This window comes from Lysinibacillus sp. FW301-JW8 (genome assembly GCF_058788755.1).
Map to the genome: position 1 here is coordinate 16,843 of NZ_JBYTBB010000018.1, position 13,447 is coordinate 30,289.

The 13,447-nt window shown below is 36.5% G+C and carries 10 protein-coding genes; all 10 read left to right on the forward strand.

Translation table 11 applies throughout. The features are described 5' to 3' along the window. The first annotated feature begins 274 nt into the window (after positions 1-274). The gene (locus AC3WOM_RS09605; RefSeq protein WP_283869002.1) at positions 275-448 is read left to right on the forward strand and encodes a YjfB family protein; all 174 of its coding nucleotides are present in this window, start codon (positions 275-277) and stop codon (positions 446-448) included. A 165-nt stretch (positions 449-613) separates the two neighbouring features. Beyond that, positions 614-2,290 carry a hypothetical protein gene (locus tag AC3WOM_RS09610; RefSeq protein WP_492446454.1) on the forward strand — a complete coding sequence of 559 codons (1,677 nt, stop codon included), beginning with the start codon at positions 614-616 and terminating at the stop codon, positions 2,288-2,290. A 191-nt stretch (positions 2,291-2,481) separates the two neighbouring features. Next, positions 2,482-3,939 (forward strand): S-layer homology domain-containing protein, encoded by a 1,458-nt coding sequence (locus AC3WOM_RS09615; RefSeq protein ID WP_492446456.1) that lies wholly within the window; start codon positions 2,482-2,484, stop codon positions 3,937-3,939. A 17-nt stretch (positions 3,940-3,956) separates the two neighbouring features. Then, positions 3,957-6,881 carry a VWA domain-containing protein gene (locus tag AC3WOM_RS09620; protein ID WP_492446458.1) on the forward strand — a complete coding sequence of 975 codons (2,925 nt, stop codon included), beginning with the start codon at positions 3,957-3,959 and terminating at the stop codon, positions 6,879-6,881. A gap of 197 nt (positions 6,882-7,078) precedes the next feature. Continuing rightward, positions 7,079-8,443, forward strand: a complete 1,365-nt coding sequence (gene hemA / locus AC3WOM_RS09625) for a glutamyl-tRNA reductase (RefSeq protein ID WP_427542069.1) — start codon at positions 7,079-7,081, stop codon at positions 8,441-8,443. A 203-nt stretch (positions 8,444-8,646) separates the two neighbouring features. Further along, the gene (gene ccsA / locus AC3WOM_RS09630; RefSeq protein ID WP_427542066.1) at positions 8,647-9,474 is read left to right on the forward strand and encodes a cytochrome c biogenesis protein CcsA; all 828 of its coding nucleotides are present in this window, start codon (positions 8,647-8,649) and stop codon (positions 9,472-9,474) included. An 18-nt stretch (positions 9,475-9,492) separates the two neighbouring features. Further along, positions 9,493-10,425, forward strand: a complete 933-nt coding sequence (gene hemC, locus AC3WOM_RS09635; RefSeq protein WP_492446461.1) for a hydroxymethylbilane synthase — start codon at positions 9,493-9,495, stop codon at positions 10,423-10,425. Then, complete coding sequence (locus AC3WOM_RS09640; RefSeq protein WP_427542060.1) at positions 10,415-11,176, forward strand: uroporphyrinogen-III synthase; 762 nt, start codon at positions 10,415-10,417, stop codon at positions 11,174-11,176. The genes hemC and AC3WOM_RS09640 overlap by 11 nt, the downstream gene beginning before the upstream one ends. Next, entirely contained in the window at positions 11,173-12,153 is a 981-nt protein-coding gene (hemB, locus tag AC3WOM_RS09645; RefSeq protein ID WP_427542057.1) for a porphobilinogen synthase, read from the forward strand. Before AC3WOM_RS09640 ends, hemB begins: the two co-directional genes overlap by 4 nt. Then, positions 12,154-13,446, forward strand: coding sequence for a glutamate-1-semialdehyde 2,1-aminomutase (gene hemL / locus AC3WOM_RS09650; RefSeq protein WP_492446464.1), 1,293 nt, complete (start codon positions 12,154-12,156; stop codon positions 13,444-13,446). Position 13,447: the final 1 nt, after the last annotated feature.

A 13,447-nucleotide genomic window follows, 5' to 3' on the forward strand; every position in this document is an offset into this window, starting at 1 on the left:
ATCTTTATTCAGTAGGTGTTTGGACACCCACTGAAAAGGAACTAAAACCGCATTCATCTCACCACCTGTAGAGGTGGGAGTCTTCTGCTGAATGAAGATAAAAACAACATCTATTGCGTCTATTTTTTAGGACAGTAGATGTTTTTTATTTTCATTTATAAGGAAAGAAACAATAAAGGACGAAGGTTTTTGATGAGAAAGTTATGTAGAAAATTGGGAAAATCGCTTGATGAATGAAAGAATTGACCGATAAATTAAAGAGGAGGTGGACTGAATGGATATCGCAGCTTTATCAATTGCCATGAATCAAGCGACTTTAATGCAAAACGTATCTTTAGCTGTTACAAAACAGGCAATGGAGATGCAACAGCAGAATACAGAACAGTTAGTTGAAATGTTAGATGCTCCACATCCAACAGCCGGACATACAATTGACATTCAAGTATGATTAAAGGTAAGGTAGCTTGAAGATAGAAAGCTACCTCTATCTTTGTGTCTAATAGCTGCACTAATAAGAAAGCAGAATGCGATAAAATGTAACTTTTTGAAGACGTAAAACTACCAATAATACGATATACTATTTATTAATAACAAATTTTAAAGGAGGCGGAATTTGTTGAAGAAGATTCCATACATACTACTGATTTTGATATTCGCAGTTTTTGGATTTTCATCGAGTCAAACAGCCAATGCTGCTACTCAAATGGTGACAGGATCCTTTGTTGATGTTACATTTTCAGAATATGCAAATCCAAACGGAGTAATAGAAAAAAAACTAAGTAAAATCACTCTACAAAATGACGGCGGTCGTACAGTTACATACAATATTAATGACAATGCCCGCCTGTATATTAATAATACAGTCACTACCATTGATGGCTTTAAGATGGGAATGAAGGTAGAGGCGGATATTTCTCTTCGAAGCGTTGTTGAACTTCGTGGTTCATCTAATTCTACAAAGGATACTGAATCTACTACTTCTACAGTTGGCCAAAATACGAAAAAAGCAACTGTTACTGGAGTAGTTACAAGTATTGATCCTAATGGACTATTCATTATGTTTAAACCAGATATTGGGGAAGAAACAACCTACTATCTAAATAAAGATACAAGCTATCAAAAAAATTCCTCATCTGTGGATATTAGTGCCCTCTATGTAGGAGATCGAATTAAGCTTAGTCTTAAAAATTTAAATACGTCAATCGTCACTAAAATAGACATTAGTGAGACCGGTACATTAGTAGAAAATCTTTATAAAGGTGAAATACAAGTCGTAAATGTAAATACAAATAAATTAACTGTAAAAAATCAACATGCCTTTGCAAATTGGGATTTTGGTTCAGATACGACAACAGCTTTATCAACGATGGATTTTTCATCAAAGGTGCCAATTTATGTAGGGAATACAAAAGTTGATAAAGGTCAGTTGAAAAACTATATTGGCAGTGAAGCATATTATGCTACGGTTAAACAATTTGGTAAAGAAGTGATTGAGAAAATTGTTGTCTTAAAAAATAACGAACGAACTTACTATGAGCCTATGCTTTCTGTGGATACAAAATATCAATTATTAAAACTTAAATCTGCTGGTACACTGTACTTCCATGATGGCACAATTTTAATTCGCAATGGGCGTTTAATCGAACCTACTGGCTTATTAGCTTATGGAACAGCCTTTGTTATCTCGGACGGTGCTGCACGTGATCACTATGCACAGGTTGTCCAAGTGACAAGTGATAGCTTTATGTCTCCGAACTTAGCAGGTCATGAATTATACTATGGTCGCTTATCTCAAGCGGATGGCTATCTAATTGAAATTGATGATGCAATGAAGATTGACTCAAATGTCTTTAAGAAAACAGAGCATACTGTTTTATCAGTAAGTAATTCAACTAAGGCAATAGTGGATGATGGGAAAAAAGTATATAGTGTTATCCCTGATATTGAGCTTCATTTATTTGAAGGTGATTATGGCTACTTCTATGTGAAAGATGGACATATTCAGGCTGCTCATATCCTTGATAATGCTAAGCCAGTTGCACCATTAATGCTGGCAGGTAAGCTGCAATCAGTAAAATCAACATATCCAGCTGTTATCAATGTAAAGAGTGTCAGTCAATGGCAGAAAGGTCGTTGGTATGAGGCAGGAGAAATGGTTGATATGAATATTGATCAAACTACTCTTATAAAAGCTGGTAAAGTTATTCAACCAGCGGATTTAAAGCCTTCTGATCGTTTAGTAGTATTATCAGATCGTTTTGGCAAAGCTCATTTTATTTTAGTAGATTAATTCAATAAAATTTGTGAGTCTCTTGTGAGTAGAATAGATGAAAGATAGGCTATATGCGTTGAAGTGAGTGTATACTTATTCTTTTATAATGATACTTGCAGGAGACATGCGGATTTTAAGCTTTTTTATGCATGATTTTTGGCAGCCCCTATATAGACGTGCATGGAATGAAAGAGAGGGACAAAAAACGAATGCGAAAACATTTATCTAAAATAATGTTAGTAGTTCTTGCGATAGCTGTATTTGGCGTTACCATTCCGCAAAATACATTAGCTGCTTCATTAGAAACTACAGGTGCTGTAAAAAATGAATATACATATGAAGAAGCTGTTTTCATTACAGGAACACCAGTTATTTTTAAAGGGACAAGTAAAGATATTAAAATTACTGAAAAAGAATCAAAAGGAAAATTAACAGAGACCTATAGCCTTAAGCTGATAGCGAGTAATGGGGCTACATTAACACGAAATATTGCCTACGAATCAGATGTTGTCGATTATGCAACGATTGGTCAAAAAACGTCCAATGGTGTTGTGAAAAAGTATGCTGAAAAAATCGTGATTGGTAAAACTACCTATACATTAGTAGATTACCAATTTTCTCAAGGTACGGTGACGGACAATCGTGCTGCTTCGGATTATTATTCTGGTAATGTAATTTCTAGAAAAACCTATTCCTTCCAGTCAGGGACGGGAAAAAATGCAGTTCAAAATACAGTAACCATTGATACTGATAGTCGACATGCTGGTTATGAAAATTTCTGGGGAGCAACAGAAACACAAATTACAGAAGCGGTTTATTCTTTTAGCGATGGCAAAACAAGCCATGTAAAAAATCGATTATCTACAAGTAAATCACGTGTACTAAACTATGAACAAAATCTAGGAAGCTTAGGTAGCTTTGATGGTGGATATGCAGTTGTAAGTGAAAAAGATGTTATTTCTGAATATACGTATAATTTAGCCTCTGGACAAAAGGGAACGTTAGACTTAGATACGGAATATATGCCAACTATTGAACGATTAATCATTCCTAAGTTTAGAGATTTAAACAATCATTACGCGAAGGAAGCTATTGATAAATTATACTCTTTAGGTATTTACACAGATACAAGTAACTTTTTCTCTCCGAATACACCAATGAAGCGTTTTGACTTTACAACAGCGATTGGTAAAGCGGTTGATTTACGTGTTATGCAAGAAAAAGAAAATAAATCGAAAAAAACTGCATCTACAAGTGTTTTTAAAGATGTGAAGCGTACTGTAAAGGATTATGCCTATATTGAATCAGCTGTCAAGAAAGGAATTATTAAAGGAGTTACACCTGAGTATTTTAAACCAGATAGTCCGATTACACGTGGTCAAGCTGCGACGATATTTGTGCGTGCCTTAGGACTTGAAAACAAAGCACCAGACCCAGGCTATGTAACTAAATTTACAGATGATGCCCAAATTCCAAATTACACAAAAGACGGAATTTACATTGCTAATGAGTTAGGCTTAATGACAGGTGACCCTGTAACAGGTAGATTTAACCCTAACCAGCCATTAACGCGGGCGCAAGCATCAGTAGTGCTGGAACGTTTCTTGAATTATTTAGAAAATGATCTAAAACAAAACTATCGTGATGACATATTGTTCTTCAATTAAAGAAAGGACTGAACTACATGGCACATGCTAAAAAAGCATTGTTATCACTGCTTTGCTTCGTACTAGTATTTATATCAGCAGCTCCTGCTGTTACTTGGGCAGCCACGACTATTCAGGATGTACCGACGAATAATAGTAAATACAAAGCTATATCATGGGCAGTTGATAATGACTTACTATCATTGAATGGCGCTAATAATTTTTTACCAGATGAACAAATAACTGAACAAGAGCTTGTAGTTATGCTCGCAAAGCTTGATCGTAATTATGCATTAACGTATAACGAAAGTGTAGCTTATAACTTCTATAGTGATTTCTATTTACCTTTTAATGGTACACATGCAACAGCGAATCGTTCCAAAGCAATAACACGTGGTCAATTTGCACGGGTATATGCAGCCTTTAAAGGTTTAGATTTAGATGAACCTCAAGCAGTACAATATTTATATACAAATGATATTTCAACAGGTAATACAGGAAAGAAAACATTTGCTGATTTTAATCCCTCTACAAAATTAACTCGTGGGGATATTGCAGTATTTTTATATCGTGCTGTACAAAATGGTTCCTTAAGTGTTCAAGGATTAAAACGTGCTGCTGCTGGCCGTGATAATGATAAAGTTACTTTACCAGCAGGCTTTATGGGCTCAGGTAGTGCAGATTTTGAAGAACCAAAGGATAATTCTAATGATTTTACTGGACCAGAATATGTAAATAATGCTTTACAAAGCATCGATGTTGAAAAAACAGATTTAGTTGCAAATGGAGTTGACTCAACGCTAATTACAGTATCGTTAAAAGCTTGTAATGGTGATCCAATTGCAGACGATAAATCTTATACATTCCGTGTAACTTCATCATATGGTGCAACAATTGTGGATACAGCAGGCGATCCAGTTAGAAACGTACAATCTGATGGCTCTACAGTGACAGCTATAGTAAAAGCACCAGCATTAACAAAGTCTGTCCGTGACACTATTTCTTTCGAGTTGATTAACAATACAGATCCAGGTATGAAATGTCTAGTAGGTGAAAAATTAAATGCACAGGTGCGTTACTCACCTCAACCAGAGATGCGTATTGATTACCAAGTGTATGATCCAGCCAATACCGATGATGATAATGGAAATGTTACACCTCCATTTAAACCTTACGAAAAATTGCCTGAGTTCTTTACAGAAAATATCATTGATGTTTACAATCCAGTTCCTTTAGACAAAGATGCAGATAAAAAGCTGTTTAGTATTGGTCAGCAAACGAATGTAACAGATGCACTTGGAAATGTGCAAAATACGTATTTAAGATATGGTGGTTCTGATCCAAAATATCCTGCTTTAGGTTATGAGAATGCCATTTTACAGTTTGAAAACTATGATATTTCCGTTTATTTATTTGAAGAACTATTAAATCGACGTTTGAAGGATTCCGTGACAACACCAGCTAAAACAGAAATTATGTATATGATTTCTGATGATGGTCGTCCTATATATCGTGTGCAAGGAATTGACGATGCAATTGCTTCACAGGTAGAAAATATAAATCCGGTTGGTTCCATTATTCAGCTGATGAATCATATGCCAGAGGAAAAGAAATTAACATTAGAGCATTATGATAGTGTCATGAAAATATATGCTATTCTTACGAATTTGAGTAACTATGATCGAACAGTTCTATTAAAATATCAAGGCGGTAAATTACTTGGTCAGGTAGAGGCTTATAAAAAGCGTGTAGAAGCATTAAAAGAAAGCGCAGAGGCAGCATCTAGACCATCTGGTAAAGATCGTTATACAAAAGTAATGGTTACATTAGTAAGAGCAGGTGGGGAACCAATTACTGATTATCAAGGAACTGTAAAAATTAAATTCGATGGTGTAGAAAAAACGGCTTCATTTGTGACAAATACCTCGGATTATTTAGACAAAACAGGGGGACCTGGAACAGCAGTAGCTTACTTTGATTCTATTATTTATGGGAAATCTAAAGTAGAAGCAACCCTAGTCAATAAAATTGATCCGCGTTATACCACAATATTAAAAGACCTGACGGATAAAACGATTACTAAGGAAATTTTCACAAATCCGTATTTCAGTAAAAATTCTTGTTCATTAGCAACAGAGGTCGCATTTGTGGTGGATTACTCAGCATCCATGAAAGCCGCTGATCAAACAAATTTCCGTGGTAAGAAAACGTTGGAAGCTATAAATCAAATTAAGGCAAAAAATAATATAGTGGTTGAAACAAATACAAAAGCTACTGTACTAGCAGAAGGCAGTACGGAGAATGTATTGAAAAAAGATCTCTATAAAACATCGAAAGAGAAGGGTGCTACTGACATCTTTGCTGGCATTGAATTAGCCCTTACGAAATTCTCAAACGATGCGAAAACGTCAAAAGCAATGGTTGTTATATCTGATGGCAAGACAAGTAAATCGAAAATGACAAAAGTGCTGAATGATGCGAAAAAGCAAGGCGTTAAAATTTATACAGTAAGTATGGGTAAAAAATCACAAGTCAATGATGCCATTTTAATGCAACTGGCTTCAGAAACTGGTGGAACTTATTATCATGCAATCGATAATTTACAGTTACATCAAGTATTCCAAAAATTAATTGATGCGATTTTATGTAAAACAACTTCTTCAAGCTGTATAAACCCTGATAATCTATTTGAAGAAGCATCTGTTACATTACGCAAAGGGAATATTACAATGAATGCTAGAATCGATGGTAATTGTTCAAATGTTGCGAAGGTTAATGTGCGCTTCACTTCTGTAAGCGGAGATGTACAATTTGAATTAAAGAAACGTAGTGATAATGTTTATATGCTGACAAAAACAGTTCAAACTATGCAAGACTTCAAGGTGAACAACGAAATAGAATTTGTAGCATATGATAAAGAAGATAAAATCATCACGTTAAAGACTGTAACAATCACTAATTAATAGATAAAACTGCTCCTACTCATGGGGCAGTTTTTTAATTTGAAACAGGACGTATAATTTGTTACACTTAATTTATAATAATTCTAATGTAGATGACGAATTACAGTTCTTCATGACATGTTCACAAATTATAGATGAACTTCTGTCGAACTGTGCTATAATGAGATTTGTGAATTAGAACGTGTGAGGTGTTATTCATGCATACCATCGTAGTAGGCTTGAATTATAAAACAGCGCCTGTTGAAATTCGTGAAAAGTTATCATTCATAGAGAGTGAACTGCCACAAGCAATGGAAGCGCTGCAAAAACAAAAAAGCATATTAGAAAACGTTATTGTTTCAACATGCAACCGAACAGAAATTTATGCTGTAGTGGATCAAGTGCATACGGGACGTCATTTTGTAAAACAATTTTTAGCAAATTGGTTCGATTTACCGACGGAGACATTTTCTTCTTATCTAACAATCCGAGAAGAGGATGAGGCAATCGAGCATTTATTCAAAGTGACTGCAGGAATTGATTCTATGGTTCTTGGCGAAACGCAAATTTTAGGTCAAGTAAAGAAAAGCTTCTTAAGTGGACAAGAGATTGGAACAACAGGAACGGTTTACAATCAGCTATTTAAACAAGCAGTGACATTTGCGAAGCGTGCACATAATGAAACGGCTATCGGTGAGAACGCGGTATCAGTTTCTTATGCAGCAGTTGAATTAGCGAAGAAGATATTCGGATCCTTACAGCGTAAACATGTAGCCATTTTAGGTGCTGGAAAAATGGGAGAACTTGCTATTGAAAATCTTTACGGTAGCGGTGTAGGAAAAGTAACCGTTATTAACCGTACATTTGAAAAAGCAGAAAGCCTGGCAGCTAAATTCCATGGTGAAGCAAAATCGATGAAAGAGCTGCAATGTTCTTTACTGGAAGCGGATATTTTAATTACGTCTACAGGTGCAACCGATTATGTAATTGACTATGAACTAATGCAATTTGTTGAACGTTTACGTAAAGGTAAACCATTATTTATGGTAGATATTGCAGTACCACGTGATATTGATCCACGTGTTGGAGATTTACCAAATGTTTTCTTATATGATATAGATGATTTACAGGGAATTGTAGAAGCAAACTTAGCTGAGCGTGAACGTGCGGCAGCTGACATTACTACAATGATTGGCAAAGAGGTTCTTCAATTTAAAGACTGGGTTGCAACTCTTGGTGTTGTGCCAGTGATCTCGGCGCTACGTAAAAAAGCTAATCATATTCAAGAGGAGACAATGATTAGCATTGAAAATAAAATGCCTGATTTAACGGATCGTGAACGTAAAATTTTAAGTAAACATACTAAATCTATTATTAATCAGTTGTTAAAAGAGCCCATTTTACAAGCAAAAGAAATGGCGAATTCACCAAAAGCAAATGAACAGTTACGTTTATTCCAACAAATTTTTGGTATTGAGGAAGCTGTAGAAGCTGAGGTACATGCAATGACAATGCAAGAGCTTGATCGTAAAGAGCGTGTGCAATCATCACAAACTTCTACTGAACCAAAGTACTCTTTCTAAGATGTCTATACGTTCGTATTGAAGCATGAACCAAATCTAGGATTGAGCAAATCCATGATTTTCTCACGAACGAGATTTTCTACTGATATTACATGAGGCGTTTTCGTATCTGTGTGGTAAACTAAGGATACGAAAACGTTTTTCTTTTCTAGGCTAAAGTTGAATACTTCTTTAGCAATTTCGATACAAAGAAGGGATGTCTATTGGCTGATTTGACAATGACAAGGCTTTATGAAGTAATGATCGTCTTGTATGCGATCAGTCTAGTATTTTACTTTACTGATTACTTTTATAAACAAGTACGAGCAAGGCGAATTGCTTTTTGGCTTGTTTCATTTGTATGGGTAATACAAAGTGCCATAATTTTATTAACCTTTGTGGAAACCAAGCGTTTTCCGATTTTATCCTTGTCTGAAGGAATTCTATTTTATTCCTGGCTGCTCGTTACATTATCTATTATTCTTCACTGTATAGCGCGAGTAGATTTACCAGTATTTATTATTAATATACTAGGGTTTTTATTCGCTAGTATTTTTACTTTTATGCCTAAAAGACCAACAGGAGCAGTTAGTGATACTCTAATTTCGGAAATGCTTTTTATTCATATATCATTTGCAATTTTATCCTATGCAGCATTTACGCTAACATTTGTTTTTGCGATATTGTATTTAATTTTATATCGATTGCTTAAAAAGAAAAAATGGTCATATTTATGGACAAGGCTGCCATCTTTGCAACAAACGAGTAGCTGGATGAATATATCATTTTTTATTGGAATTCCTATGTTATTTATAAGTTTAGTTTTAGGGTTTGAATGGGCACTATTAACGTTAGAGAGTCTTTCGATTTTTGATGCAAAAATCATTGGTTCCTTCATTATCTTAATTTTGTATTGCTTGATATTGTATGTGAATCGCAAAAGTAAGCTAACAGGTACAACTTATGCATGGGTACATATTTACGCATATTTATTAGTTGTTGTGAACTTCTTCCTAGGAAGTAGTTTATCGCGATTCCATTTATGGTATTAGAAGAAAGGTTGGAGACTGTTGAGAAAAATTATTGTAGGTTCTAGGAGAAGTAAGCTGGCATTAACACAAACAAATTGGTTTATTAATGAGTTAAAGGCAGCCGGAGTACCATTTGAATTTGAAGTAAAGGAAATTGTTACAAAAGGCGACCAAATTTTAGATGTGCAGCTTTCAAAAGTTGGAGGGAAAGGGCTTTTCGTTAAAGAAATTGAACAAGCATTGTTTGATAAGGAAATTGATTTTGCTGTTCATTCGATGAAGGATATGCCCGCAGTACTACCTGAGGGATTAGTGATAGGCTGTATTCCACCACGTGAAGATGCACGTGATGCATTTATTTCAAAAGGACATGTGAAATTTGCTGACCTCCCTGCTGATGCTGTAGTGGGAACAAGTTCACTTCGACGTAGTGCTCAGTTGCTAACAGTCCGCCCTGATATAGAAATTAAATGGATCCGTGGAAATGTAGATACACGTTTGGCGAAACTTGAGACAGATGAATATGATGCCATTATTTTAGCGGCTGCTGGACTAAAACGTTTAGGCTGGAGCGATGAAGTGGTGACTGAGTTTTTACCTGTTGAGGATTGTCTTCCAGCTGTAGCGCAAGGTTCTCTTGGGATTGAATGCCGTGGTGATGATACTGAACTATTAGCTGAATTAGGCAAATTAACTGATAGCATTACTTGGCAAGAAGCACATGCAGAACGTGCTTTCCTTGCAGCTATGGACGGTGGCTGTCAAGTACCTATCGCAGGATATGCTAAATCGAATGGGGAAGAAATTACGATAACTGGCCTTGTTGCTGCACCAGATGCCTCGGTTGTTTATAAGGAGACAGTAGTTGGCTCTGATGCGGAAGCAGTTGGCAAAGAGCTTGCTGAGATTTTAACGAAGCAAGGTGCCTTTGAATTAATTCAACGCGTAAAGGCAGAGCAAGATGCAAAGTAATTTACCTTTAGAAGGTAAAACGATTATTTTGACAGGTACATCTAAAACGACAACAATTATAGATGATATTTCAGCTTTAGGTGGATATGCTGTTATTGCCCCATTGATTGAAACTTGCGAGTTGATTGATAGAAATGATGATATACAAATAGAGTTTGCGCGTCAATTTGAATGGCTTATTTTTACAAGTCAAAATGCTGTAGATGCTTTTTCCAGTAAAATGCAACGATTTAATTTAAGCGCAAGGCATTTCCAAGGGAAGATCGCTTCTATTGGTACTAGAACAACTACAGCACTAGAAAAGCTAGGATTCCATGTAAGTTTTATGCCTTCCATCTTTAGTGCAGATGTATTTGTTAAAGAATTTCCTGAAGTAGTAGGCAGTAATCCTAGTTGTCTATTTATTCGTGGAGAAAAAGCGAAAAGCACACTGAAGGAAGGTCTGCCCTTTAAAATAAAGGAATGGACAGTGTATGAAACGATTGAGCGTCATGACCAAAAACAAAACATTATAGAATGCATTCGTGAACATAGTGATGTCACTGTGATTTTAGCTAGTCCTTCCGCTGTTGATGTCTACGCAATGGATGTAGCTTCGGTCATTGGGTGGGAGGCAGCACGTGTTGCAGCAATTGGTCATATTACAGAAGCGGCTATATTAAATCATGGTGCAACTGTAGATGTTAAGCCCAACGTATATACTATGCATGCAGTCATCGAGGAAATAATGAAAGTAGGGAATAGAAAATGACAAAATTACAATTTCAAAGACATCGTCGTTTGCGTGCAAATGCAGCGATACGATCAATGGTAAAAGAAACTTACTTACACAAAGAGGACTTAATCTATCCTATTTTCGTTATGGAAGGCGAAAATATTAAAAACGAAGTACCTTCTATGCCAGGTGTTTTTCAATTTTCATTAGATAAACTTGAAGCTGAGATTGATGAAGTTGTAGCATTAGGAATACCAGCAGTTATTTTATTTGGCTTACCTGCTGAAAAAGATGCGGTTGGTACTGGAGCATTCCATGACCATGGTATTGTGCAAGAGGCAACGCGTCTTCTTAAAGAACGCCACCCAGAGCTTTTAATCATAGCAGATACTTGTTTATGTGAGTTTACAGATCATGGACATTGTGGCTTAATTGAAGGTGATCAAATTTTAAATGATCCGTCTTTAGATGTTTTAGCGCGTACAGCTGTGTCACAAGCAAAAGCAGGAGCAGATATCATTGCGCCATCGAATATGATGGATGGCTTTGTTGCTGCAATACGTGCGGGCTTAGACGAGGCAGGCTTTGAACATATTCCAATCATGTCATACGCAGTTAAATATGCATCTAGCTACTACGGACCATTCCGTGATGCAGCTGACGGTGCTCCTCAATTTGGCGATCGCAAATCATACCAAATGGACCCATCAAATCGTATAGAGGCATTCCGTGAAGCCGAGTCAGATATTGCAGAAGGTGCGGATTTCTTAATTGTTAAGCCAGCACTAAGCTATTTGGATATTATTCGTGATGTGAAAAATAATTATACTTTACCGATCGTTGCGTACAATGTCTCTGGAGAATATGCAATGATCAAAGCAGCAGCTATTAATGGCTGGATTGATGAAAAAAATGTAGTGCTTGAAACATTATTAGGCATGAAGCGCGCAGGCTCTGATTTAATCATTACGTATCATGCAAAAGATGTTGCACGTTGGTTGGAGGAGAAATAAATGACACGATCTTACGAAAAATCAAAACAAGCGTATGCAGAAGCAATTAATTTAATGCCAGGTGGTGTCAGTAGCCCAGTACGTGCATTCAAATCTGTTAATATGGACCCTATTTTCATGGAATCTGGACATGGTGCTATCATTAAAGATATTGATGGCAATGAATATATTGATTATGTATTATCATGGGGCCCACTTATTTTGGGTCATACCCATCCCGAAGTTGTTCAAGCAATTGCAGATGCAGCGGCGAAGGGTTCTTCATTTGGGGCGCCAAGCTATACAGAAAATCGTTTAGCTAAATTGGTATTAGAGCGTTTACCAGGCATGGAAATGATTCGTTTTGTATCTTCTGGTACAGAGGCAACAATGTCTGCACTCCGTGTCGCTCGTGGAGTAACAGGACGAGATAAAATTTTAAAATTTGAGGGTTCTTATCATGGTCATGGAGACTCATTACTGATTAAAGCTGGCTCTGGTGTAGCTACATTAGGCTTACCTGATAGCCCTGGTGTTCCAGCAGATGTTGCACGTAATACATTAACAGTAGCGTACAATGATCTAGAGGGAGCAAAATTAATTTTTGAAAAGTTTGGAGCTGAGCTTGCAGGTGTAATTGTAGAGCCAGTAGCTGGAAATATGGGTGTCGTGCCTCCGCAGCCAGGCTTTTTAGAAGGCTTACGTGCATTAACGAAGGAATATGGAGCACTGTTAATCTTTGACGAGGTTATGACTGGCTTCCGTGTAGATTATAGTTGTGCACAAAGCTATTTCAATGTGACACCAGATATTACAACATTAGGCAAAGTAATTGGCGGTGGACTACCTGTAGGTGCTTATGCAGGGAAAAAGGAAATTATGGAGCAAATAGCACCAGCAGGTCCAATCTATCAAGCTGGCACACTCTCAGGAAATCCATTAGCCATGACTGCAGGCTATGAAACATTATCGCGCCTCGATAAAGGTTCATATGAATACTTCAAAAAGCTAGGAGATCAATTAGAGGCTGGTTTCCGAGAAGCGGCAACAAAATACAATATACCACATACTGTCAATCGTGCTGGTTCTATGATAGGATTCTTCTTCACTAATGAGAACGTGATTGATTTTGCTACAGCGAAAACATCTGATTTACAATTATTTGCTGAGTACTTCCGTCTAATGGCAGAGGAAGGAATTTTCTTACCACCATCTCAATATGAAGGATTATTTATTTCCACTGCACATACAGAGGAGCATATCGCTAAAACAGTGGATGCCTTCCATAAAGTTTTTGCTCAATTAGCTAGATAAA

What these genes read in the sequence shown, in the direction of transcription:
- hemL (WP_492446464.1), top strand. Translation starts at nt 12,154, where the DNA reads ATGACACGATCTTACGAAAAATCAAAACAAGCGTATGCAGAAGCAATT.
- hemA (WP_427542069.1), top strand. Translation starts at nt 7,079, where the DNA reads ATGCATACCATCGTAGTAGGCTTGAATTATAAAACAGCGCCTGTTGAA.
- AC3WOM_RS09605 (WP_283869002.1), top strand. Translation starts at nt 275, where the DNA reads ATGGATATCGCAGCTTTATCAATTGCCATGAATCAAGCGACTTTAATG.
- AC3WOM_RS09620 (WP_492446458.1), top strand. Translation starts at nt 3,957, where the DNA reads ATGGCACATGCTAAAAAAGCATTGTTATCACTGCTTTGCTTCGTACTA.
- hemB (WP_427542057.1), top strand. Translation starts at nt 11,173, where the DNA reads ATGACAAAATTACAATTTCAAAGACATCGTCGTTTGCGTGCAAATGCA.
- AC3WOM_RS09615 (WP_492446456.1), top strand. Translation starts at nt 2,482, where the DNA reads ATGCGAAAACATTTATCTAAAATAATGTTAGTAGTTCTTGCGATAGCT.
- AC3WOM_RS09640 (WP_427542060.1), top strand. Translation starts at nt 10,415, where the DNA reads ATGCAAAGTAATTTACCTTTAGAAGGTAAAACGATTATTTTGACAGGT.